Source organism: Streptomyces sp. UF-297, from assembly GCF_058245575.1.
On record NZ_JBSIBZ010000043.1, the window covers coordinates 51930 to 74144 of the forward strand.

The 22215-nt window shown below is 72.2% G+C and carries 22 protein-coding genes and 1 pseudogene; 6 read left to right on the forward strand and 17 right to left on the reverse strand.

What is annotated here, in order from left to right; translation table 11 throughout:
• Positions 1-109 precede the first annotated feature (109 nt).
• Positions 110-1384: a CynX/NimT family MFS transporter gene (locus AC4IJH_RS23630; RefSeq protein ID WP_490853813.1), complete on the reverse strand. Its 1275-nt coding sequence runs from the start codon at positions 1382-1384 to the stop codon at positions 110-112.
• Positions 1385-1456: 72 nt separating this feature from the next.
• The gene (locus tag AC4IJH_RS23635; protein ID WP_490853814.1) at positions 1457-1732 is read right to left on the reverse strand and encodes a hypothetical protein; all 276 of its coding nucleotides are present in this window, start codon (positions 1730-1732) and stop codon (positions 1457-1459) included.
• Positions 1733-1916: 184 nt separating this feature from the next.
• Here AC4IJH_RS23635 and AC4IJH_RS23640 point away from each other — a divergent pair, with 184 nt between their 5' ends.
• Positions 1917-2216: a GntR family transcriptional regulator gene (locus AC4IJH_RS23640; RefSeq protein ID WP_490853815.1), complete on the forward strand. Its 300-nt coding sequence runs from the start codon at positions 1917-1919 to the stop codon at positions 2214-2216.
• A gap of 6 nt (positions 2217-2222) precedes the next feature.
• On the opposite strand, the gene lysA is transcribed toward AC4IJH_RS23640, so the two are convergent.
• Together lysA and AC4IJH_RS23650 are read right to left on the reverse strand one after the other, a co-directional pair.
• A complete protein-coding gene (lysA, locus tag AC4IJH_RS23645; RefSeq protein WP_490853816.1) occupies positions 2223-3587 on the reverse strand; it encodes a diaminopimelate decarboxylase in 1365 nt (454 codons plus the stop codon).
• Between the two features lie 14 nt (positions 3588-3601).
• Entirely contained in the window at positions 3602-3952 is a 351-nt protein-coding gene (locus AC4IJH_RS23650; protein WP_490853817.1) for an SAV_915 family protein, read from the reverse strand.
• A 243-nt stretch (positions 3953-4195) separates the two neighbouring features.
• Here AC4IJH_RS23650 and AC4IJH_RS23655 point away from each other — a divergent pair, with 243 nt between their 5' ends.
• On the forward strand, positions 4196-5026 hold the full coding sequence (locus AC4IJH_RS23655) for a MerR family transcriptional regulator (protein WP_490853818.1): 831 nt from the start codon (positions 4196-4198) through the stop codon (positions 5024-5026).
• A 74-nt stretch (positions 5027-5100) separates the two neighbouring features.
• On the opposite strand, the gene AC4IJH_RS23660 is transcribed toward AC4IJH_RS23655, so the two are convergent.
• Together AC4IJH_RS23660 and AC4IJH_RS23665 are read right to left on the reverse strand one after the other, a co-directional pair.
• Positions 5101-6051 carry a LysR family transcriptional regulator gene (locus AC4IJH_RS23660; RefSeq protein ID WP_490853819.1) on the reverse strand — a complete coding sequence of 317 codons (951 nt, stop codon included), beginning with the start codon at positions 6049-6051 and terminating at the stop codon, positions 5101-5103.
• A 161-nt stretch (positions 6052-6212) separates the two neighbouring features.
• Positions 6213-7688, reverse strand: coding sequence for an MFS transporter (locus tag AC4IJH_RS23665; protein ID WP_490853820.1), 1476 nt, complete (start codon positions 7686-7688; stop codon positions 6213-6215).
• 185 nt (positions 7689-7873) lie between these two features.
• Here AC4IJH_RS23665 and AC4IJH_RS23670 point away from each other — a divergent pair, with 185 nt between their 5' ends.
• Together AC4IJH_RS23670 and AC4IJH_RS23675 are read left to right on the forward strand one after the other, a co-directional pair.
• Positions 7874-8869: an Lrp/AsnC family transcriptional regulator gene (locus tag AC4IJH_RS23670; protein ID WP_490853821.1), complete on the forward strand. Its 996-nt coding sequence runs from the start codon at positions 7874-7876 to the stop codon at positions 8867-8869.
• A 5-nt stretch (positions 8870-8874) separates the two neighbouring features.
• Entirely contained in the window at positions 8875-9522 is a 648-nt protein-coding gene (locus AC4IJH_RS23675; protein WP_490853822.1) for a rhomboid-like protein, read from the forward strand.
• Here AC4IJH_RS23675 and AC4IJH_RS23680 read toward each other — a convergent pair.
• The 10 genes from AC4IJH_RS23680 to AC4IJH_RS23725 form a co-directional block, all read right to left on the reverse strand.
• Positions 9443-10138, reverse strand: coding sequence for a hypothetical protein (locus tag AC4IJH_RS23680; protein ID WP_490853823.1), 696 nt, complete (start codon positions 10136-10138; stop codon positions 9443-9445). The genes AC4IJH_RS23675 and AC4IJH_RS23680 overlap by 80 nt on opposite strands.
• A gap of 255 nt (positions 10139-10393) precedes the next feature.
• Entirely contained in the window at positions 10394-11212 is an 819-nt protein-coding gene (locus tag AC4IJH_RS23685) for an HAD family hydrolase (RefSeq protein ID WP_490853824.1), read from the reverse strand.
• On the reverse strand, positions 11209-12498 hold the full coding sequence (gene serS, locus AC4IJH_RS23690) for a serine--tRNA ligase (protein ID WP_490853825.1): 1290 nt from the start codon (positions 12496-12498) through the stop codon (positions 11209-11211). The genes AC4IJH_RS23685 and serS overlap by 4 nt, the downstream gene beginning before the upstream one ends.
• Before the next feature lie 587 nt (positions 12499-13085).
• The gene (pheA, locus tag AC4IJH_RS23695) at positions 13086-14012 is read right to left on the reverse strand and encodes a prephenate dehydratase (RefSeq protein WP_490853826.1); all 927 of its coding nucleotides are present in this window, start codon (positions 14010-14012) and stop codon (positions 13086-13088) included.
• Between the two features lie 116 nt (positions 14013-14128).
• The gene (gene efeB, locus AC4IJH_RS23700; protein WP_490853827.1) at positions 14129-15481 is read right to left on the reverse strand and encodes an iron uptake transporter deferrochelatase/peroxidase subunit; all 1353 of its coding nucleotides are present in this window, start codon (positions 15479-15481) and stop codon (positions 14129-14131) included.
• Entirely contained in the window at positions 15481-17448 is a 1968-nt protein-coding gene (locus AC4IJH_RS23705; RefSeq protein ID WP_490853828.1) for a copper resistance CopC/CopD family protein, read from the reverse strand. Before AC4IJH_RS23705 ends, efeB begins: the two co-directional genes overlap by 1 nt.
• Positions 17449-17461: 13 nt before the next feature.
• Positions 17462-18025: a copper chaperone PCu(A)C gene (locus tag AC4IJH_RS23710; protein WP_490853829.1), complete on the reverse strand. Its 564-nt coding sequence runs from the start codon at positions 18023-18025 to the stop codon at positions 17462-17464.
• The gene (locus tag AC4IJH_RS23715; protein ID WP_490853830.1) at positions 18022-18666 is read right to left on the reverse strand and encodes an SCO family protein; all 645 of its coding nucleotides are present in this window, start codon (positions 18664-18666) and stop codon (positions 18022-18024) included. The genes AC4IJH_RS23710 and AC4IJH_RS23715 overlap by 4 nt, the downstream gene beginning before the upstream one ends.
• Before the next feature lie 54 nt (positions 18667-18720).
• On the reverse strand, positions 18721-19500 hold the full coding sequence (locus AC4IJH_RS23720; RefSeq protein ID WP_490853841.1) for a YcnI family copper-binding membrane protein: 780 nt from the start codon (positions 19498-19500) through the stop codon (positions 18721-18723).
• A gap of 118 nt (positions 19501-19618) precedes the next feature.
• The gene (locus AC4IJH_RS23725) at positions 19619-20434 is read right to left on the reverse strand and encodes a hypothetical protein (RefSeq protein WP_490853831.1); all 816 of its coding nucleotides are present in this window, start codon (positions 20432-20434) and stop codon (positions 19619-19621) included.
• Between the two features lie 230 nt (positions 20435-20664).
• Between AC4IJH_RS23725 and AC4IJH_RS23730 the strand changes: the two genes are divergently transcribed.
• Together AC4IJH_RS23730 and AC4IJH_RS23735 are read left to right on the forward strand one after the other, a co-directional pair.
• Positions 20665-21123 carry an ATP-binding protein gene (locus tag AC4IJH_RS23730; RefSeq protein WP_490853832.1) on the forward strand — a complete coding sequence of 153 codons (459 nt, stop codon included), beginning with the start codon at positions 20665-20667 and terminating at the stop codon, positions 21121-21123.
• Between the two features lie 257 nt (positions 21124-21380).
• Positions 21381-22043 carry a TetR/AcrR family transcriptional regulator gene (locus AC4IJH_RS23735; protein WP_490853833.1) on the forward strand — a complete coding sequence of 221 codons (663 nt, stop codon included), beginning with the start codon at positions 21381-21383 and terminating at the stop codon, positions 22041-22043.
• Positions 22044-22103: 60 nt separating this feature from the next.
• Here AC4IJH_RS23735 and AC4IJH_RS23740 read toward each other — a convergent pair.
• Positions 22104-22215: pseudogene (locus AC4IJH_RS23740) on the reverse strand (M24B family metallopeptidase); the annotation flags it as partial.

Genomic DNA, 22215 nt, shown 5'->3' on the forward strand with positions numbered 1-22215 from the left:
CGCGGACCGTACGGGTCGCCCGCTCCCTCCCGTACGGCATCTCCCGTACGAGCCCCCGGGCGATTACCGACTACCGACGGGCAGCCCCAGTGAACCCCCGCCCCGCCGCTCACTCCCCGATACGCCGGTCCCGCCCCGCGCCCATCGCCAGCAGCGCCAGCCCCGCGCACACCACCAGCAGCAGCACGATCGGCAGCGTCCAGCCGTCCGTGGCCTGGTGGACCGCGCCCAGTGCCAGCGGGCCGACGGCCGCCAGCAGATAGCCCCAGGTCTGGGCCATGCCCGAGACCCGGGCCGCGGTGTGTGCGTCACCGGAGCGCAGCACCATCATCGTCAGCGCCAGCCCGAGCGCCCCGCCCTGTCCGACGCCCAGCAGCGCGGCCCACACCCAGGCCCCGGCCACCGGTGCCACCAGCAGCCCGGTGATCCCGCAGGCCATCAGCGCGGAGACGCCCACGCCCAGCAGCCGCTGGCGGCGCATCCGCCCGGCGAGCACCGGCACCACGAAGGAGCCGGCCATCTGCATCAGCGTGCTGAAGGCGAAGGCCAGCCCGGCCTCGCCCTTGCCCATGCCGTGATCGGTGAAGATCGTCGGCATCCAGGCGATCATCACGTACGCGATCAGCGACTGCGACCCCATGAACAGCGTGACCTGCCAGGCCAGCGCGGAGCGCCCCACCTTCGGCCCGTCCTCGGTCAGATGGCGCTGTGCGGCCGCCGCCTGCCCGTGCCGGGTGCCCCGCCGGGCGATGGCCACCTGCGGGATCCACACCGCCGCGGCCACCGCGGCCAGCACCGCCCACGAGAGCAGCGAGCCCTGCCAGGTGCCCAGCGCGTCCTCCATCGGGACGGCGGAGGCGGCCGCGACGGTGGCGCCCAGGATCATCGCGGTGGAGTACAGGGCGGTCATGCCCGCGGCCTTCTCGGGGAAGTCCCGCTTGATCAGCCCCGGCATCAGGACGTTGAGCAGGGCTATCGAGCCGCCGACCAGCGCACAGCCCACGAACAGCGCGACCACCGGCGGCGCGACGCGCACCACGATGCCGCCGCACAGCAGCACCAGCGCGCCCAGCAGCACCGACTCCGTACCCCAGCGGCGGGCCAGCCGCGGCGCGAGGACGGAGCCCAGCCCCATGAACACCAGCGGGATCGTCGTCACCAGGCTGCTCGCGGTCGCGGCCAGGTGGAAGTGCTCGCTGATCTCGCCGAGCAGGGGCGAGACCCCGGCCAGCGCGGCCCGCATGTTCAGCGAGGCCAGCACGATGCCGAGCAGCACCAGCGCCGGGTGCGCCCGCAGCCGCCGCCGCGCGGCGGCGACCGGCGGGGCGGGCGCCAGATCCTCTTCGGCGTCGATCAGCGGGGCTGGGGGTCTGGTGCCTGACATGGGCGGTGCCTCTCGGAAAACGCGAATACGTGTACGTGCCGATACGACTTGACTGGCACCTACACGTATTCGTCAAGTCCGAGCCCTCTCGCGTACGGCGCGGTGCACATTGTTCAGCGCCGTGCCGACGGGGCACAGCCCTCCCTCTCCCCGGCAGCAGGGGGCGACCATGGCGTGCTCCGGTACGAGTCGCCAGGCGGTGGCGGGGGTGAGGTAGTGATGTGCGCAGTCCGGGCAGGCGTACAGGTTGCAGCCGGGGATTGCGCTCTCGACCGGTACGGGCGTCGAAGTTGTCACCTTGCAGCGGACGCACATGCGAAGGGGCGTGCGGCGGCTGGAATCGTCCATGTCGGCGCTCCTGGAATTGTGTTGGCCGTACCGCGGGAGGGCTCGACCACCTCACCGGGGCTTTTTGTCTCGGAATTGTATTGCGGCGGTATCGGTCCGTATATATGCGTATCTATACTGCTCGAAACGTATCGAAGCGCATCGATAGTTGTTCATAAGTGTCGCAACTTCTAACGTAATTGCCATGGAATTCGGCCCTGATGACGAGATCGACAACGGAGCTCCGGTCACCCCGTACCGCCAGCTCGCGGCCATCCTGAAGGCGCGCATCGAGCGCGGGGACTGGCAGCCGAACCGTGCAATTCCCTCGGAGGCGCGGCTTGTTGAGGAGTACGGACCGGCGCGCAGCACCGTCCGCAGGTCGATTGCGCTCCTGGTCGAAGAGGGCGTGCTCTTCGTAGTCCCCGGGCGCGGCAGCTTCGTCGCTGAACAGAAGGCGCCGGAGGAGCCCAGCAACGGCTCCTCCGGCGGAGGCGAGAAGTAAGCGGCCCTACAGGCCGATGTCGCGCTCCTGCATGTCCGCGAGGGACTCGCGGCGTACCAGCAGGCGGGCGCGCCCGTCGGCCACCGCGACCACCGGGGGCCGTCCGACGAGGTTGTAGCCGGAGGCCATCGACAGGTGGTACGCGCCGGCGACGGGGACCGCGATCAGGTCGCCGGGGTGCACGTCCCCGGGCAGCGGCACATCGGCCGCGACCACGTCACCGGCCTCGCAGTGCCGCCCCACGACCGTGACCGGGGCGGGCGCCGCGGCGGAGTGGCGCCCGACGAGCCGGGGCGCGTAGCGCACCCCGTACAGCGCGGGCCGGGGGTTGTCGCTCATCCCGCCGTCGACGGCGACGAAGGTGCGCTCGCCGGTCCGCTTGACCGACAGCACCCGGTACAGCGCCACCCCCGCGGGCCCGGCGATGGCGCGGCCCGGCTCGATGGTCAGCCGGGGCACCGGCAGACCGGCCGCCGCACAGCTCCCGGCCAGCTCGGCCCGTACCTTCGCGCCGAGCGCCGCGATGTCCAGCGCCGCCTCGCCGGGCCGGTAGGCCACCCCGTGGCCGCCGCCCAGGTCCAGCTCGGGCAGCGTCACGCCGTGCTGCTCGTGCACCCGCGCCAGCAGCCCGACCAGGCGCCGTACGGCGGACAGATACGGCTTGACGGCGGTGATCTGCGAGCCCAAGTGGCAGTGCAGACCGGCCAGTTCCAGGCGCGGCTGGTCCAGGACGCGGGTGATGGCGTGCTGCGCCGAGCCGTCCGCCAGGGACAGCCCGAACTTCTGGTCGTCGGTGCCGGTACGGATCTTGGCGTGGCCGCCCGCCGCGATGCCCGGCACCACCCGGATCAGCACCTTCTGGCGCGAGCCCGCGGGGATCGCGGCGGCCAGCCGGGCGATCTCGGAGGTGGAGTCGATGACGATCCGGCCCACCCCCAGGCGCAGCGCGGTCTGCAGGTCCTGGGGGCTCTTGGCGTTGCCGTGCAGCACGATCCGCTCGGCCGGGAAGCCGGTGGTGACGGCGAGTTCCAGCTCGCCCGCCGAGCACACGTCCAGGCCGAGGCCCTCCTCGCGGACCCAGTGCGCCATGGCGCGGCACAGGAAGGCCTTGGCCGCGTACACCACGTCGGCCTGCGGGAAGGCCCGCAGATAGGCGCGGCAGCGGCTGCGGATCTCGTCCTCGTCCAGGACGTAGGCGGGGGTGCCGAAGCGCTCGGCGAGTTCGGTCAGCGGCACTCCGCCCACGGACAGGTCGTCGTGGGGCAGGGGGCGGACCGAGGCCGGCCAGACGGAGAGGTCGTCGGCAGGTATGCCGGGCTGCGGTGTGCGCGGCGTCTCGTGCGCCTGCTGCTGCGTAGTGGTCACGGTCATGATGGCGCCCCTTCTCAGACGGCCCGCAGCACGGGCCGGCGGGATGCCGGAGCAGCGGCGGCGGCCGCGGCCGGGCGCGGCGCCTCGGCGGTCAGCCGCGGGTCCACCGTCACCAAGGTGGCGCCCAGCGGCTCGGCCAGCGCCCGCAGCGCGGGCTCGGCGAGGCGGATGTAGGGCTGGCCGGTGCCGAGGGCCGCGGCCAGCCGCTGCGGCGAGGTGAAGCCGACCGCCGTACGGCCGCCGAGCGGGGTGCGGAACAGGCGGGCCGTACAGCCCGCGGGCCCCGGCCGGACGGGGATGAACAAAGGCCCGGCCGGGATATGTTCGGAAGGCTCCGGGTCTTCGGCGTACTGATTCTGAGGCACTGCGATGCTCCTCGCACAGAACACTGGCCCCGGACCGGTGAGAGGAGATGCGCCGGGGCTCCGCAACGACGTTATGCCCGGCAATCCCTGTGAACCTCCTCTTCCTGACGCATCGTTGACGGCACGGGGGGTCCCCTTGACGTGACGCTGCCGGCACGGCGTGCCCCTGGAGCGCGGCCTCGTACGCGTGCGCGCCCGCCGCTTGACCTTGACACCGTGCGAAGGCCTGCACTGGATGGCGTCATGTTCACCATCGGGGACTTCGCCAAGGTCGGCCGCGTATCGGCCCGCATGCTGCGCCACTACGACGCCATCGGGCTGCTGCGGCCCGCCCGCACCGATCCGTCCAGCGGCTACCGCTTCTACGAAGCGGCCCAGCTCTCCCGCCTCAACCGCGTCATCGCTCTCAAAGACCTCGGCTTCAGCCTCCAGCAGGTGGCCGCGATCCTGGACGAGCAGGTTAGCGCGGAGGAGTTGCGCGGGATGCTGCGGCTGCGGCGGGCGGAGCTGCAGGCCGCGGCGTCGGCTGCGGCGGCGCGGCTGGCGCAGGTCGAGGCGAGGCTCCTGACCATCGAAAGTGAGGGTGAGATGTCCACGCACGACGTGGTTCTCAAGAGGATCGAGCCCCTGCGGGTGGCCGAGCTGACCGGTACGGCGGCCAGTTTCGGGCCCGCCGACATCGGTCCGGTCATCCAGCCGCTGTACGCCGAGCTGTTCCGGCGGATCGAGGCCGCGGGCCTGACCCCGGCCGGTCCGGCCGTGGCGTACTACGAGGACGCGCCGCAGGCAGGTGAGGCGATCGTGGTCCACGCGTCCTGCCCGGTGGGGCCCGAGGTGCGCGCGCAGGCCTCGTACGGCTTCGAGATCGTTGAGCTGCCCGCGGTCGAGCAGGCCGCGACCGTGGTGCACCGCGGCTCCATGGACGCGGTCATGCCCGCCGTCCAGAGCCTGGCCCGCTGGCTGGACGCCAACGGCTACCGCTCGGCGGGCCACGCCCGTGAGCTGTATCTGGAGTGCCCCGAGGATCTGGACGGGTGGGTGACCGAACTGCAGCAGCCGGTCGTCCGGGCCTGATGCAGGAGCCGGTCGTCCGGGCCTGAGCCAGCAGCCGGTCGTCCGGGCCTGAGTGAGGGCGCGGGCGGGGCGGGTCAGCGCGCTGACTGCTCCGTCCGCGCCGCGGGCACCGTACGCCGCAGATGCGTGTTCACCGTCTGCGCGAACGCCACCGCGGCCGGGCTCAGCGCGTCCCACTGGCGTACCGCCCAGCCGGTGGCCAGCGGCGGCAGGGAGGGGATGGGCACCAGGCGCAGCGCGGTCCTGCCGGAGGCGCGCAGGCCCGGCAGCTCGGGCACCACCGCGTGCCCGACGCCGAGTTCGGCCAGCAGCAGCGCGGTGTCCCAGTCGGCGACGCCGGTGCTGGGGGCCGCGGGGTGGGCGGCGCGGCCCGGGGCGGCGGGCGGCGGGACCTGCCCCAGGTGGTCCTCCAGCCGCATCCGGGACGCGGAGTTCTCCGGCAGCCGGATGTGCCGGATGCCGGCCAGCTCAGCGGGCTCGATGCGGTCCCGGGCGGACAGCGGGTCGTCGGCGTGCACGGCCAGCACCCACGGCAGTTCCAGTACGGGGTGCTGCTCGATGCCGCGTACGGGCCGGCCGATGGTGATCCAGGCCAGGTCGGCGGTGCCGTCGGCGACCGCCTCGCGGCAGCGGCGGCTGGAGTTCTCCGTCTGGAACTCCAGCTCCACCCGCGGGTGCCGCTCCCGGAAGGCGACGACGCCCGCCGACATGAAGTGCCGCACCGTCGTGGCGCCGGTGGTGACCCGTACCGTGCCGCCCTCGCCCTCGCGCAGGTCGGCCAGCAGCCGCAGCGCCAGGTCCAGGCCGCCGAGCCCCTCCACCGCCGCCCGGTGCAGGATCCGCCCGGCCTGGGTCGGCAGTACGCCGCGCGGGCGGCGCTCCAACAGGGCCGAGCCCACCTCCCGTTCGAGGCGTTTGACGCGCTGGCTGACCGCTGACTGGGTGCAGCCCAGATCGCGGGCCACGGCGCTGAGATTGCCCGCCTCGCACACGGCGACGAAGGCACGGAGATCGTCGAGAGTCACCAACCCAAGCTATCTCTAGGGGGTTTGGAAGGAAACCCGAGGATTGACTTGGGTATCTGCGGGCGGCGAGGATCGAGGTACGGCCCAGGGGCGGCAACCCGGAACCGCGTATGGCCGTACGGTTCCGGGTGCCGACCCCGCCGCCCGTCCGGGACACCGGCTCAGACGCCGGCGCCCGCCTTCGCAGGGGAGGCCGGGGCCTGGCCCGGGGCCGCGCCGGACTCCGGTCCGCCGCGACGGGCCGCGCCCGCTGTCCGCCCGACGACCGCCAGGACCGCCACCCCGGCCACCAGCGCGGCCAGCCCGGAGATCAGGCTGATCCGCTCCAGGCCCATGACATGGGCGGCGCGCAGCGCGTGGGCGGTGCCGTCGGGGGCCTGGCGCAGGGCGGTGGCGAAGACCGTGCCCAGGACCGCGATGCCCAGGGCGTATCCCATCTGCCGGAAGGTGTTCACCGCTCCGCTGGCCATGCCGGCGCGCTGCGGCGGCGCCGAGCCCAGGGCCGCCGAGACCAGGACCGGCATGGCCATGCCGATGCCCAGACCGCTGATCACCAGGCCGGGCACCAGCGCCGGCCAGCTCGCGCCGTCGCCCTGCACCAGCAGCAGGACCAGGTGCACCAGAGCTCCGGCGCCCACCAGCAACAGGCCGATGCCCAGCGGGAGACGGGGAGCGGCGCGGTTGAGGGCCCGGCCGCCCAGCGCGCCCACCAGGAGCGTGGTCAGCGCCATCGGCAGCACGGCCAGACCGGCCGCCACCGGGCCGAGGCCCAGGATGTTCTGCGTCCACAGCCCCACGAACGTCAGGTACGGGAAGGCGGCGGCCTGAAGGAGCAGGGCCGCGGCCATCAGGACCGCGAAGGAGGGGCGGCGCAGCAGGGCCAGGTCCAGCAGCGGGTGCCGCACCCGCCGCTCGACCAGGACGAACGCGATCAGTGCGAGCAGCGCGGCGCACAGCGGGAGCAGCGCCCCCGCCGAGGTCCAGCCGTCCTCGCCGCCGCGGATCAGCCCGTACGTCAGCGCACCGGCGCACACCGTGAAGCAGGCGGCGCCCGGCCAGTCGATGCGCGCCGTGCGGTCGCCGTGCGACTCCTTGACGGTGCGCAGGGTGATCCACGCGGCCAGCGCGGTCAGCGGCAGGTTCACCAGGAAGATCGCCCGCCAGTCCAGGTACTGGGTCAGCACGCCGCCGAGGACGGGCCCCAGCGCCGCCGCCGCGCCGCTGGTGCCGCCCCAGACGCCGAAGGCCACGCCCCGGTCGCGGCCCTGGTACGTGGCCATCAGCAGCGGGGTGTTGGTCGCGAACATGGCCGCGGCGCCCACGCCCTGCACGGCGCGGGCCGCGATCAGCGTGCCCTGGTCGGGCGCCAGGCCGCACGCCAGCGAGGCCAGCGCGAAGACGGCCAGGCCGATCAGTGCCAGCCGGCGCCGCCCGAAGAGGTCCGCCGCCGAGCCGGCCACCATCAGCAGCGAGGCCAGCGCCAGCGCGTAGATGTCCATCACCCACTGAAGGGAGGTGAAGGACGCGTCCAGACTCTGCGCGATCTTGGGCAGGGCCGTGTTGACGATCGTCACATCGACGAGCAACAGGGCGTTGCCCAGGGCGATGGCGACCAGGGGCCACCACTTGCTCCGCATGAATTCCTCAATCTCTCCGTATGGTGTGGCGCCCCGCCCGCACTGATCGGCCGAGGCCAGGAGCCTGTGTCACACCCCGGCCGGGGTGTGACACAGGCTCCTGCTCCACGGTCCGCGACACCCGCCCACTGGGCACAGCCAGCCACCACTGGGCGGTGTAATCCGACACCGGCTAGCCTGACGTGGTGAAAACCGACGGCTTCGACGAGCTGGACCGCAGCCTGGTGCACGCCCTCCAACTCGACGGGCGGGCCCCCTTCAGCCGGATCGCCGAGGTCCTGGGCGTCTCGGACCAGACCGTCGCCCGCCGCTACACCCGGCTGCGCACCGCCGGGCTGATCAAGGTGCTGGGCCTGACCGACCCCTCGGCCCTGGGGGAGGTGGAGTGGCTCCTGCGGGTGCAGTGCTCGCCGGACGCGTCGGTGGCCGTCGCCGAGGCGCTGGCCCGGCGCTCGGACACCGCCTGGGTGAGCCTGATGTCGGGCGGTACGGAGGTCGCCGCGGTGTGCCGCGCCGCCAGCAGCCAGGACAGCGACGCGCTGCTGCTGCGCAAGCTGCCGCGCACGCCGCGGGTGACGGGCGTGACCGCGCACTGCGTGCTGCACGAGTTCTTCGGCGGGCGCGAGGGCCTGGTCAACAAGTCGGGGGCGCTCACCGAGGAGCAGGCGGCGCGGCTGTCCGGCCCCGCGGCGCAGGTCCCCCTGGAGCCGGTCTCGCTGACCGCCGCCGACCAGCGCCTCCTGGACGCGCTGGCGCTGGACGGGCGCACCGGCCTGGCCGACCTGGTCGCCGTCACCGGCTGGTCCCAGTCCACCGTCCGCCGCCGTCTGGCCGAGCTGCGCGCCAACGGGACCCTCTACTACGACGTCGAGTCCGACTGGCGGCTCTTCGGGCTGGGCATCATGGTCGCCCTGTGGCTCTCGGTGCCGCCCGCCGAACTGGCCGCCACCGGCGCGGCGTTGGCCGCCCACCCCGAGGTCGCCTTCGCCTGCGCGACCACCGGGCCGCACAACCTCTTCGCGTCCGTCGTCTGCCAGGACGTCCGCTCGCTCTACACGTATCTGAGCACCCGCGTCGCGGGCCTGCCCGCGGTCCGGCAGATGGAGACCTCGCCGATGATCCGCCGCGTCAAGGGAGCGGGGCCCATCGTCTCCAGCCCGCCCGCGGGGCGCTCCGGATGAGGCCCGTGCTGCCCCCGCCCCCGCTGGACCTGGCCAGGTCCTGGGTACGCTCCGCGCCCGGCACCCACATCTGGCTGCTGATCATCGGCATCACCAGCCTGGTCATCGCCTCGGCCACCGAAGGGCTGGAGCACTTCCTCCTCCACCGCACCAGCAGCAACATCCACGAGCTGACCCGGCACCCCCTGCAGTCCCTCCTCATCAGCGCCTTCTGGATCGAGAACCCCTCCTCCTTCCTCCTGTACGCCCTCTGCTTCGAGCTGATCCACGCCAACGCCGAACGCTGGCTGGGTACGTGGCGCTGGCTGCTGACCGTAGCCGTGGCCCACATCACCGCCACCCTCGCCAGCCAGGAACTCGTCCTCCTCGCCATCGAGGGCCACCACCTGCCCCGCTCGATGACCCACGTCGTCGACATCGGCGTCTCCTACGGCCTGGCAGCGGCAGCCGGCGTCCTGACCTACCGGCTGCCGCGGCCGTGGAACCACCTCTACCTGGTGGCCCTACTGGCCTTCTTCGGCTACCCCCTCCTCACCGGCGCCACCTTCACCGACTTCGGCCACGCCATCGCCCTCACCCTCGGCCTCGCCGCCTGGCCCCTGACCCCCGCGGCCCACGACCCAACTCCCGCACGTCCTCCGCAAGATCACTGATCCGCAGACTCATCGCGGACACCACGCGGTTGGTCGCATCCACCCGCCGGTCGACACTCGCCAGCCGCCGGTCGACGCCCTCGAGCCGTACGGAGATCCGCCGGATCACCGGCCCCAACTCCCGCAGCACCGGCCCGACGTCGGCCAGGCCGGATTCGACGTCGGTCAGCCGCCGGTCCAGCGAGCTGTAGGCGGGCTCCCACCCGCGCGTGGCCTCCTCGGAGTCCAGGAGGTACGTACGCACCTGCCGCGCAACTTCGCTGTCGCGAAGCAGCATGGCGATGTTGAGGATGGTGCGGCGGGTGTAGAGCGTCAGGTGCGCGCGCCCCTGTGGATAACTCTCGTTTGAAAGGGACAAGTTGTCCCTTTCAAAGCGCCGCAGGTCATCGCCTCGCAGCACCTGCAACCCGTTGCAGTTCAGCTCGGCGCGGTGCCGCTGTGCGACCTTCTTGACGGCCTCGCTGTGGACAACGAAGAAGTCCGCCACGACCTGTGTGGTGGCGTGAATCCCGTCGGGCAGCAAGGCGAGCGCCCGCACCTTGTCCAGGACCTCCACGCGGTCCATCACGCTGTCGCGCATCGAGCGCGACTCCAGCAATGCAGCTTCTGGTGGCATGTCTATGCCCCCCATTCGAACCTGAGCGGTTTGAAAGGTCCGCACCGGACCTTTCAACTGACTGCCCGTATCCAGGGCTCAGGAGCGGAGGCTGCTCACGGATGCCACGTACTCGTCTACCGGGACGGACCCGGCCACCACTGCTTCACGAACTCTCGTCGTCTCGAACTCCAGTTGCCTCCACGCATGGTGGGCAACGAGCCGAAAAACATACCGTTACTGGCGGCAGGCCGGTCGGTATCCGAACAGGCAAGGTCAGAGCCCGAACAGTCGCTCCAGGACAACGGCGATCCCGTCCTGCTCATTGGAGGTCGTGATCTCGTCGGCGACGGACTTCAGTTCGGGGTGGGCGTTGGCCATGGCTACGCCGTGGGAGGACCAGGCGAACATGGGGACGTCGTTGGGCATGTCGCCGAAGGCGATGGTGTCGGCGGCGGTGACGCCCAGGCGGCGGGCGGCCAGGGAGAGGCCGGTGGCCTTGGAGAGGCCCAGGGGGAGGAGTTCGACGATGCCCTCACCGGCCATGGTGACGCCCACCAGGTCGCCGGCCACCTCGCGGGCGACCCGGGCCAGCCCGTCGTCGCCGAGGCCCGGGTGCTGGAGGTAGAGCTTGTTGATGGGGGCGGCCCACAGATCGCTGGGGTCCTTGATCATGACGTTGGGGAGCGGGCCCTCCTGGATGCGGTAGCCAGGGCCGACCAGGACCTCGCCCTCCAGGCCGTCCCGGCTCGCGGCCAGGTACAGCGGGCCGATCTCCGCCTCGATCTTGGACAGGGCCAGCCCGGCGAGCTGCCGGTCCAGCGTCACCGACGTCAGCAGCCGGTGCTCACCGGCGTGGTAGACCTGCGCGCCCTGCCCGCACACCGCCAGGCCCTGGTAGTCCAGGGCGTCCAGGATGTGCCGGGTCCAGGGCACGGCCCGGCCGGTGACGACGATGTGCGCCGCGCCCGCCGCGGTGGCCGCGGCGAGCGCCTGGCGCGTGCGCTCGGAGACGGACTCGTCGTGACGCAGCAGCGTCCCGTCCAGGTCCGTGGCGATGAGCTTGTACGGCAACGACGAGCCGGCGGAGGTCACTTGGCGACGGGCTCCAGTACCTCACGGCCGCCCAGGTAGGGGCGGAGCATTTCGGGGACGCGTACCGAGCCGTCCGCCTGCTGGTGGTTCTCGAAGAGCGCCACGATCGTGCGCGGCACCGCGCACAGCGTGCCGTTCAGCGTCGCCAGCGGCCGCACCTTCTGCTTGCCCTCGACGTCCTCCCGCAGGCGCACCGACAGGCGGCGGGCCTGGAACTCGTCGCAGTTGGAGGCGCTGGTCAGCTCGCGGTACTTGCCCTGGGTGGGGATCCACGCCTCGCAGTCGAACTTGCGCGAGGCGGAGGCGCCCAGGTCACCGGTGGCCACATCGATCACCTGGAAGGGCAGCTCCAGGCCGGTCAGCCACTGCTTCTCCCACTCCAGTAGGCGCCGGTGCTCGGCCTCGGCGTCCTCCGGCGCGACGTAGGAGAACATCTCCACCTTGTCGAACTGGTGCACCCGGAAGATGCCGCGGGTGTCCTTGCCGTACGTGCCGGCCTCGCGGCGGAAGCACGGCGAGAAGCCCGCGTAGCGCAGCGGCAGCTTCGCCCCGTCGATGATCTCGTCCATGTGGTACGCGGCGAGCGGGACCTCGGAGGTGCCGACCAGGTAGTAGTCGTCCTTCTCCAGGTGGTAGACGTTCTCCGCGGCCTGGCCGAGGAAGCCGGTGCCCTCCATGGCCTGCGGGCGCACCAGCGCGGGGGTCAGCATCGGGATGAACCCGGCCTCGGTGGCCTGCGCGATGGCGGCGTTGACCAGCGCCAGCTCCAGCAGGGCGCCGACGCCGGTGAGGTAGTAGAAGCGCGAGCCGGAGACCTTGGCGGCGCGCTCGACGTCGATGGCGCCCAGCGCCTGGCCGATCTCCAGGTGGTCCTTGGGCGTGAAGCCCTCGGCCTCGAAGTCGCGGACGGTGCCGATCGTCTCCAGGACCGTGAAGTCCTCCTCGCCGCCGACGGGCACGTCGGGGTGGACGAGGTTGCCGAGCCGGCGCAGCAGCGCCTGGGTCTCTTCATTGGCCTCGTCCTGGGCGGCGTCGGCGGCCTTGACGGCGGCGGACAGCTCGCCGGCCTTCTTCAGCAGCTCGGCCTTCTCCTCGCCGGAGGCCTTGGGGATGAGCTTGCCGAGCGACTTCTGCTCGTTGCGCAGTTCGTCGAAGCGGACGCTGGAGGACCTGCGCCGCTCGTCGGCGGAGAGGAGTGCGTCGACGAGCGCGACGTCCTCTCCACGGGCGCGCTGGGAGGCGCGCACACGGTCGGGGTCCTCACGGAGCAGGCGAAGGTCAATCACCCCACCAGGCTACCGGGCCCGGCCTCGGCCCTCGACGCGATATTCCCGCGCGTGTCGCTTTGTCCGTTTTAGGGTTGTTTATTCCTGAAACGGGAAAGCCGCGAATAAGGCGTCAAGGAATTCCCGGGCATTCCCCGTTATGACGTATTCGCGGCATCCGTGCTGACCGATCCGCCTTGTGGACAACGGGAGTTGGGGAGGGCCCCAAGTGCCGGTTGTCCACAGGGGTGGGAATGCCTGTCCACCTTATCCACAGGCTGTGCGCGAGATCTGTGGAAGTCGGAAGTGATCGTTCCGTATAGCTGTCGCCGGACTATGGATTCCCGGGGCAAACCCACCCCACGCACTCTTTCGTGTGGGATTACCTCGCCCTAAAGGATGGGTCGCCCCAATTGTGCTGACGCGGGCCGGGGTTGGGCGCTGTGGACGACCGGGGGGTCGGTAGACGGATTTGTCGACTCCGGCGATGCCCTGTGTCGACTTATCCCCAGGTCGAGAACGACCCCTGTGGATAACTTTGTGGACAGCGCTGTGGGTAACCCTGTGGGCAACGCGGAACCCCCAGGTCGGGGCGGAGCGGCGCCCGCTCAGCCCCGGCCGTCCAGGCAACGGGTCAGCCAGTCCGACGCCTCCGTGAAGGCGTGGTCGGTGGTGTCGGGCCGTACGCTCGCCGCCACCTGGTCCGCACGCGGGTACGACCCCAGGAAACGCACTCCACGGCAGATCCGCTTCAGCCCCATCAGCACCTCGCCGACCCGGCGGTCGGTGATGTGCCCCTCGCAGTCCACCGAGAAGCAGTAGCGGCCGATGCCCTCACCGGTCGGCCGCGACTCGATGCGCATCATGTTGACCCCGCGCGCCGCGAACTCCTGCAGCAGCTCCAGCAGCGCACCGGGGTGGTCCTCGCGCAGCCACAGCACCACCGAGGTCTTGTCCGCCCCGGTACGCGCCGCGGGCCGGGCAGGGCGCCCCACCAGCACGAACCGGGTGGCCGCGTTCTGCGCGTCGTGGATGTCGCTGACCAGCGGCTCAAGTCCGTACGTCGCCGCCGCGAACTCGCCCGCGAACGCGCCGTCGTAGCGCCCCTCCTGCACCAGCCGCGCCCCGTCCGCGTTCGAGGCCGCCGACTCCCAGACCGCCTCGGGCAGCTGGGCCGCCAGCCACTTGCGCACCTGCGGCTGCGCCACCGGGTGGCCGGTGACCGTCTTCACGTCCGAGAGCTTCGTGCCCGGCCGCACCAGCAGCGCGAAGGCGATCGGCAGCAGCACCTCGCGGTAGATCATCAGCGGTTCGCCGGAGGCGAGTTCGTCGACGGTGGTGGTCACCCCGCCCTCGACGGAGTTCTCGATCGGTACGAACGCGCCACCCGCCTCGCCGGCCCGTACGGCGTCCAGTGCGGCCGGCACGGAGACCATCGGCAGCAGCTCGCGGGTGGCCGCCTCGGGCAGGGTGTGCAGAGCGGCCTCGGTGAAGGTGCCCTGGGGCCCGAGATAGGTGTAGCGGCTGGCCGACATGGAGTACTCCCTCGCAGGTGCAGCGGAACGCCTCACGGTACCGGTGCCCGCCGTGCCCCGTAGAGCCCAGGGGAGAGAGCCTGTTGGACACGGGCTCCGGGCCCCACGGGCGGAGCTCAGCCCTCCATCAGCGGCTGTCCCACATAACCGCCCGGCAGCGCCGCGGGCGGCACCGCGAACAGCCCGCTCGCCTCGTGCCGCAGGAACGGCGAGAGCGCGTCCCCCCGGTCCAGCTTGCGCTGGATCTGGGTGAAGGCCCGCAGCGGGTCCGCCTGCCAGCACACGAACAGCAGCCCGGCGTCCGGAGCGCCGTCGTCCCGGAACCCGTCGTGGAAGGAGAAGGGCCGGCGCAGCATCGCGGCCCCCTGGTTGGACTCGGGCGCCGCGATCCGCGCATGCGCGTCCGAGGGGATCACCGGCAGCCCGTTGGCCCCGGTCCGCTCCAGGTCCATGGGGGTGGTCTCGCTGCCGCCGGTCAGCGGCGCGCCGTCGGCCTTGCGCCGCCCGATGACCTTCTCCTGGCGCGTCAGGGACAGCTTCTCCCAGTCGTCCAGCAGCATCCGGATGCGCCGCACCACGGCATAGGAGCCGCCGCGCATCCAGGCGTGCGCGCCCGAGCCCGCGTCCCGCCCGACGAAGATCCGCTCGTCGAAGTCCTTGTCGGCGGGCTTGGGGTTGTTGGTGCCGTCGACCTGGCCCATCAGATTGCGCGCGGTCATCGGGCGCTCGGTGGCGCCGGGCGTGCGGTTGAAGCCGTTCATCTGCCAGCGCAGGCGCGCGGTGCCGCCCGCGTCCTTGTGCAGGGCGCGCAGCGCGTGGAAGGCGACCAGCGCGTCGTCCGCGCCGATCTGGATCCACAGGTCGCCGTTGCTGCGCCCGGCGTCCAGCGCGTCGGCGGAGAAGTCCGGCAGCGGGTCCAGCTGTACGGGGCGCCGCTCGGCCAGGCCCGTACGGTCGAAGAAGGAGTGGCCCAGGCCGAAGGTGACGGTCAGCGAGGAGGGGCCCGCGTCCAGGGCGACGGCGGTGTCGGCGTCGGGCGCGCGCCCGGCCATCAGCTCCTCGGCCGTCCTGGACCAGCGGCGCAGCAGGGCGGCGGCCGCCTTGCGGTCCGCGCCCGGCGCCAGGTCGAAGGCGGCGAGGTGGCCGCGGGCCTGCAGCGGGGTGGTGATGCCCGCCTGGTGGCGTACCCGCTCCTGGCGGAAGGCGACCTCGGTGGCGCCGATGGAGGTCAGGGCGGCGGGCGCCTCGTCCTGGGCGGCGGCCATGCCGATCGCGCCGCCGGCCCCGCCGGCCACTAGGCCCGCCGCGCCCGCGGCGCCGACGGTGCCCAGCAGCCGCCGCCGGGACAGCTCCAGATGCGCCGGCGCGCCGCCGTCCGCCTGCTCCTGCCGCGCGGAACCCGCGTCCCCGGCGGGCTTCTTGGCGCTCTTGCCGGAGGGCTTGCCGGAGGACTTCACTGTCTCGGTCATCAGTCGATCTTCACGTTCTGGGTCTCGGTGACCTGGTCGATGTCGGAGGTCCGTACGAGCAGCGAGAGCTGCCACTGCCCGGCCACCGGGAGCTGCACCCCGCTCGCGCTCCAGTGGCCCTCGCTGGTGCGCTCGGGGGTGACGTGCAGCGGGCCGATGCCCTTGTCCTTGAGGGTGAAGGAGACCTTCACCTCGGGGACGTCCATGGCCTTGCCGCTGGGGTCGGAGACGCGCAGCCGCAGGGAGTTGGCGCCGGTGCTGCGCCCGGGGTCCAGGTCCAGGCGGGCGGTGCCCTTGCCGCGCGCGCCGCCGGTGTCGAAGGGCACCGTCAGCACCACGGGCTGGCCCGTGCCGGCGGAGGTGCCCTGGCCGCCGGCGCGCACCGCCTCCTCCGTACGGGCGGGTTCGGTGGAGGTGAGCACGGTGGTCACGGCCAGCAGGACCACGGCGATCGCCGTCTCCGCCAGGACCGAGCGCCGCAGCCCCGCGCGCTCGGGGTCCGCGTCGCGGATGCGTTTCTTGCGGGCGGTGGCCAGCGCGGCGCGCTGGCGGGCCAGCTGGGCGGCGCGGTCCGGGTCGTCGGGGACGGTGACCGGCTCCTGGGCGCCGTCCTCGTCCTGACGTTCCCGCTGTTCCTGCGTGTCCTCCAGTACGGCGGCGGCCTCCGCCTCCGGAGCCCGCCCCTCGCTCAGCCGCAGCGCCCAGCGCCGGGAGAACCAGGCGACGCCGACCAGCACCACGACCAGGGCCGCCTTGAGCAGCAGCAGCCGCCCGTAGGAGGTGTCGGTCAGGGCCTTGAAGGAGCCGACCTGGCGCCAGGACTGGTAGATCCCGGTGAGCACGAGGACGACGACGGAGCCGAACGCCAGGCGCGAGAAGCGCTGTACGGCCGCGCGCTCCAGGACCGGCCCCCGGTAGAGGGAGACCAGCAGCGCGGCCAGACCGCCCAGCCAGCAGGCGACGGCCAGCAGGTGCAGCACGTCCACCGGCATCGCGATGCCGCTCTGCAACCCGGTCGAGGCGTGCTCGGCCATCGCCCAGGTCGCGGCCATCCCGATGGCGACGATCACGCCGCCGACGGCGAGCCCGAAGGTCAGGTCCTTGCGCCGCTTGTCGTTGTCCGCGGTGTCCCCGTCGCCCTCCTGAGGGCCGGTGGCACGGGCGTACGCGCCGAAGAGCACCGACACGAACAGCGCCGCCGCCGCGAGCAGCAGCAGCCGCGAGATGAGCGCCGCGCCCGGTTTGGTCTGGAGCACCTCGCCCAGCCCGCCCAGGTCGAAGGCGTCGGCGAGGTCGCCGGAGCCGGTGTAGGGCGCGCGCAGCAGGAGCATGACGATGGTGGCGCCGGTCAGTACGGCCCAGCCCTGGACGACCAGGCGCTGCACGGACCGTACGCGCGCCGCGGCGGGCCGGCACAGCAGCACGAACGCCGCGCCGCCTACCAGCACCACATAGGAGGCGTAGGCCAGGTAGCGGGCGAAGCCGTACAGGCCGCCCACCACCCCGCCGCCGGCCTCCTGCTGGGGCAGCGGCGCCGAGGTCTTGGAGGGGGCGCCGAGGGAGAAGGTGAAGGCGCCGGAGACCGGGTGGCTGTCGGCGGAGACGGCCTGCCAGGCCACGGTGTAGGTGCCGTCGGCGAGGCCGGGGGGCAGCCCGGTCCCGTACTTGACGGTCCCGCCGCTGCACAGGTCGCGCAGCTTGCCGCGGTCCACGCGCTTGCCCTGCGGGTCCAGCACCCGGATCGAGTCGTCGCCCATCGCGACGCCCTCGGAGAAGCTGAGCGTGACCTGCTCGGGGGCGCGCTGCACCACCGACCCCTGCGCCGGGGTGCTCTCGGTCAGCGCCGCGTGCGCGAACGCCGGTGCGGCGCCGCCCAGGAGCGCGCCGAACAGCGCCGCGGCGAGCACCAGCAGGCGCAGCGCGGCACACCGGCGCGGCAGCCGGGCGCGGGGGACGGTGGTGGTCATGGCGGTGGCCCTTCTACTTCTTCGCGTCGTGGTCCGCGCCGTGCTGCATGCCGTGGTCCGCGCCGCCCTTGGCGCCGTGGTCCATGCCGCCCTGCGCACCGTGGTCCATGCCGCCCTTGGCGTCCTTGCCACCGCCCTTGGGGCTGTACGTGGCGGCCTTGACCGGGAGTTCGACCTTGATGGGCCCGGACTTCTCAAAGCGCAGCTCTATGGAGACCTTGCCGCCCTCGGCCGGCTTCTCCTTCAGCTTCATGAACATCAGGTGGTTGCCGCCGCTGGCCAGCTTCAGCTCCCCATTGGCGGGCACGTCCAGCGACTTGACCTCCTGCATCTTGTTGCCGACGGTCTCGTGGATGGTCACCTCGTCGGAGATGTCGCTGGTGACGGAGGTGAGCTTGTCGGCGGCGGCGCCGGAGTTCTTGATGTCCAGGAAGCCGGCCGCCATGCCCTGCGAGACGGGTGCGGGCATGTAGGCGCCGGACACCTTCAGTTCGGGGGCGTCGTCGTTGCCGCAGCCCGCGAGGGCGAAGGAGGCGGTCAGGGCGAGGGCGGCGGCGAGGGTGGTGCGGCGGTTCACGGGTTCTGTCCCTTGATGATCTTCGGAAGTGCGTTGGTGTAGTTGTCGGCGGTGGCGTCCTGCATGCCCATCCAGTGGACCTTGTCGTCCTTGGGGGAGGTCATCAGGACCTGGGCGCCGTGCGTGGAGACGACATCGCCGTTCTTCTTCTTGACCGGCTTCTCGATGCCGATGTTCACGCTGGCGGCGCCGGCCTGGATGGTGTCGAACTTGCCGGTCAGCCCGACGAAGTTCTTGTTGATGCCGCCCAGCCACTTCTTGAGCGCCTGGGGGGTGTCGCGCTCGGGGTCGGAGGTCACGAAGACGACGCGCATGTCGTCCTGCTGGTCCTTGGGCAGCTGCTTGACCGCCACCGCGATGTTGGCCATCGTCAGCGGGCACACGTCCGGGCAGTGGGTGTAACCGAAGTAGATCAGGGTCGGGTGGCCCTTGGTCTTCTCGATCAGGTCGTACTTCTTGCCGTCGGAGTCGGTCAGGACCAGGTCCGGCTTCTCCTTGGGCGCGTCGAGCGTGATGATCGGCTTGGCCTGGGTGCCGCCGTTGACGGTGGCGGCGGGCTTCTCGCCGCCGCTGCCGCAGGCGGTCATCGTGAGGGCCGCGGCCGCCGCGAGGGCGGCCGCGAACAGGTTCCTTCTACGCATTGCAGATATGTCCCGTGGTTCGGTGGTCCGAGGGGGCGGAGTACGGGGCGCTGATCAGACGCTGCGCCGCCGTCCGGCGAACACGCCGAACGCGACTCCGATGATGCCGACGACGATCCCGATGACGGCCAGGATGCGCGCCGTGGCGTCGCTGTCGTCGTCCACGGCCTTGGCTGTGTCGTCGCCGACCTCGCCCGCGGCGGTGTTCTTGCCGTCCTTGTCGCCCGCCGCCGCGTCGTGCCCGTCGCCCTTGGCCGCGGTGAGTTTGAGCACCGGCGCCGGGTTCTCCGGCTCGGGCCCGCCCTCCTTGGCGGGCTCGATCCAGCGCACGACGTCCTTGTTGTCGTAGGTCTGCAGCGCCTTGAAGACCATCTGGTCGGCGTTCTCGGGCAGTTTGCCCACCGAGACCGGGAACTGCTGGAACTGCCCCGGTCCGATCTTGCCGCCGTCAGCGGTCCAAGTGATCTTGGTGACCGCCTCGTTGATCTTCTCGCCGTGCATCTCGATGGGCTTGTCGAGCTTGGACTTGGCGACCTCGATCTTCCAGCCCGGCACCGGCGCCGGCATCACCGACGCCAGCGGCTGGTCGGCGGGCAGGCTGACCTCCAGCTTCACCGTGGAGGCGGCGTCGCGCTCATTGGGGACCTTGAAGTTGATCGTCGCGAAGCCGCCCTTGGGGGCGTCGCCCGGCTGCACGCTGACGTGCGCGAAGGCGGGCCCGGCCAGCAGCAGCACCCCGCCCGCAGCGGCGGCGGCGACCACCGGGAGACGGCGGACGGTACGGGGCAGACGGCGGCGCCCTGGGGCGGAGACGGGGACGGGCTCGGGGGACATGGCGGATGACATGGCTGAGAACACTCCACAGGCAGGAGGAACGGGGCGGTGGGTCGGCGCGCGTGCGGTGACGGCGCGAGAGCCCACCCCACTCCTGCGGGGCGTGCTTCGCGTGGCGTCAGGCCGCGAAGGCGAGGGCGGGCGGGCCCCGCCTGATCACACTGTGCTGGAGCGCGAGTTCCCGCGGGCGGGCTTGCTCGTACGCGTCCGAAAGCAGGCCCCTGGGGGTGGCGCCGAGCGCCGCCAGCAGACCGGCGCACAGGGCGCCCACGAGCGCCAGGGCGCCGCGCAGCGCACCGATGAGGGCGCTCGCCGCGGCCTCGGCCTCGCGCGCCGCGGGCGCCGAGAGGCGTACGAGGCGCCACAGCGCGGCCTCACCGCGGCGCAGCAGCCACCCGGCGGCCAGCGCCGCGAGCAGGTGCGCCAGCAGCATCGGCAGCGACGGCAGCAGCCCGTACAGCAACTGCAGCGCCCCGCCCGGGCGGGCGCCCGCGTGCCCGCCGGCGTACGGCCCGAGCGCGGAGGCGTGCACGATGCGCCGCGCCTGGTCGGCGTCCAGACGCACCGCGTCCAGGCCGCAGGTGACGGTGCGGGCGAAGGCGATCGCCGCCTGGTCGCTGAGGTGGGCCGTGCCCTGCGGCAGCGGCGGCGCGGAGCCGTGCTGGCCGACGGCGAAGAGGGAGTGCAGGGCGAGCTGGCCCGCGGCCAGCGCCGCGGCGATACCCGGCAGCGAGCGCTCCCGCCCGGCCAGCGGCACCGCGAGTGCGAACACCACCGCGCAGCCCACGCCCAGCGTCCACAGCGGGACGGCGGCACAGGAGCCGGCCATGTGCCCGGCCGCGGACAGCGCGACACAGACCGCGGTGAAGACCGCGGCCCTCAGCAGCCGCAGATCGGCGGCGGCGCGCGCTACAGGGGCGGACGGGGCAGACATGGCGGCGCCATCATCCCACTGCCCTTACCTCCCTCATACGGCAGGGCTCCCGTCCGACTGGTCCGCTACGTCCGGTACGCCCCGTCGCGCGCCCGCCACGGGCCAATACACCGGCGTACTCCCATCCCGCATCCGCCGAATGAGCGGTGTCACGTCACGGGCACGCTTACGGACCATGGTGGGCGGCAATACGTATCGGTATGTCGAGCCGTGGCCTGGAGGCTTAAGCGATGAGCATCTGGTGGTCCCTCCATCTGCGGCGTGAGGCTGCGAGCGTGCCGCTCGCCCGACGGCTCCTGCTGGGGACGATGGAGACGGCCGGTGTCGATCCGGACATCTCCCACGACCTGTCGGTGGCCCTGACCGAAGCGTGTGCCAACGCCGTCGAACACGGCGGTGACGCCGCGACGGCGGACTACCGGGTCACCGCCTTCATCAACGGCGACACCTGTCGCATCGAAGTGACGGACTCCGGCCCCGGCCTGCCCGCCCACCCGGAACATCCCACGCCGCTACCGAACCCGGCAGCCCCCGCACCGGCTCATTCCGAGCACGGCCGGGGGCTTTTCCTGATCGAGGCCCTGACCGACCATGTCCGCTACCGCAACCGCAGAGGGCGCCGCGGCACGGTCGTCAGCTTCGACAAGATCCTCAAATGGAGAGAGGACGCCCCGTTGATGGCGTCCTGAACACACCCGGCGGTGCCGCAGCGGGGCCCATCGACGCGCTCGCTGCTCCCCTCCGGCAGCGCGGTCTCGCAGCGGGAGGTCATCCCCCGCGGCGTCCCCTTCGCTGCGAGACCGGCGTGCGTCAGCATTAACGCGAAGTTGCTCGTGTTAATGCGTTCCGGACAATACTTGGCGCGAACCAGCACTGCAATACGGGCCTGTTTCCGTGCCCGTTCTGGTAGCGGTGTCCGCTTGGTGCGGTGTCGTACGGTGCCGTCATGAGCCAAGCGCAGCGACCCCCGGGAGGCACGCGCCCGGGAGGGCGTACCGCACGCACCCGCGCAGCGGTCCTGGCAGCCGTCTTCGAAGAGCTGGGCAATGGCGACTACGGCGCTCTGACCATGGAAAAGGTCGCCCAGCGGGCCGGTGTCCACCTCGCGACGGTCTACCGCAGATGGCGCTCGGTGGAGGGGCTGGTCTGCGATCTGCTCGTCGACCGGAGCACCGCCATCCCGCTGCCGGACTCCGGATCGCTGCACCAGGACCTGCGCCTGCTGGCGCGCGCCATCGCCGCCTTCTACAGCGAACCGCGCCATCGCGCCATGATCGAGGCGATGGTCTCGGCGGCGGCCCGCAATCCCCTGGCGGCCCAGGTCCTGCACGACTTCTTCGTCGAGCGGCTGCGCAAGGCCGGGGAACTGGTGGAGCGCGCGGTGCGCCGGCGCGAAGTGCCCGCCGACACCGACCCGGACGAGACCGTGGCCGCTCTCGGCGCGCCCTTCTACTACCGCCTCCTGATCGCCCGCCGCCCCGTCGACATGGCCCTGGCGGAGTCCGCCGCCACCGCCACCTGGGCGGCCGCGCGGGCCGGCGCCTTCCCCCGTACGCGCACGGGGCCCGCGGGGGAGTCGGCGCGGCCGCGCAACGCCGACGGCCGGTGACCCGCCGCGGCGGATCACCGGCCGTGCCACTGGAGCCGTCGCGGCTCGGGCCTTCGGGCGTCAGCCCTTCAGGCGGGCCATCCACGCCTCGACGTCGGTGGAGGTGCGGGGCAGGGCGGCGGACAGATTGCGGTTGCCGTCCTCGGTGACCAGGATGTCGTCCTCGATGCGC

Bases quoted from the DNA above. Each gene is read 5' to 3' on its own strand.
- AC4IJH_RS23630 (WP_490853813.1), bottom strand. From the start codon at position 1,384: ATGTCAGGCACCAGACCCCCAGCCCCGCTGATCGACGCCGAAGAGGAT.
- AC4IJH_RS23635 (WP_490853814.1), bottom strand. From the start codon at position 1,732: ATGGACGATTCCAGCCGCCGCACGCCCCTTCGCATGTGCGTCCGCTGC.
- AC4IJH_RS23640 (WP_490853815.1), top strand. From the start codon at position 1,917: ATGGAATTCGGCCCTGATGACGAGATCGACAACGGAGCTCCGGTCACC.
- lysA (WP_490853816.1), bottom strand. From the start codon at position 3,587: ATGACCGTGACCACTACGCAGCAGCAGGCGCACGAGACGCCGCGCACA.
- AC4IJH_RS23655 (WP_490853818.1), top strand. From the start codon at position 4,196: ATGTTCACCATCGGGGACTTCGCCAAGGTCGGCCGCGTATCGGCCCGC.
- AC4IJH_RS23665 (WP_490853820.1), bottom strand. From the start codon at position 7,688: ATGCGGAGCAAGTGGTGGCCCCTGGTCGCCATCGCCCTGGGCAACGCC.
- AC4IJH_RS23680 (WP_490853823.1), bottom strand. From the start codon at position 10,138: ATGCCACCAGAAGCTGCATTGCTGGAGTCGCGCTCGATGCGCGACAGC.
- pheA (WP_490853826.1), bottom strand. From the start codon at position 14,012: ATGTCGGCCAGCCGCTACACCTATCTCGGGCCCCAGGGCACCTTCACC.
- efeB (WP_490853827.1), bottom strand. From the start codon at position 15,481: ATGACCGAGACAGTGAAGTCCTCCGGCAAGCCCTCCGGCAAGAGCGCC.
- AC4IJH_RS23705 (WP_490853828.1), bottom strand. From the start codon at position 17,448: ATGACCACCACCGTCCCCCGCGCCCGGCTGCCGCGCCGGTGTGCCGCG.
- AC4IJH_RS23715 (WP_490853830.1), bottom strand. From the start codon at position 18,666: ATGCGTAGAAGGAACCTGTTCGCGGCCGCCCTCGCGGCGGCCGCGGCC.
- AC4IJH_RS23720 (WP_490853841.1), bottom strand. From the start codon at position 19,500: ATGTCCCCCGAGCCCGTCCCCGTCTCCGCCCCAGGGCGCCGCCGTCTG.
- AC4IJH_RS23725 (WP_490853831.1), bottom strand. From the start codon at position 20,434: ATGTCTGCCCCGTCCGCCCCTGTAGCGCGCGCCGCCGCCGATCTGCGG.
- AC4IJH_RS23730 (WP_490853832.1), top strand. From the start codon at position 20,665: ATGAGCATCTGGTGGTCCCTCCATCTGCGGCGTGAGGCTGCGAGCGTG.
- AC4IJH_RS23735 (WP_490853833.1), top strand. From the start codon at position 21,381: ATGAGCCAAGCGCAGCGACCCCCGGGAGGCACGCGCCCGGGAGGGCGT.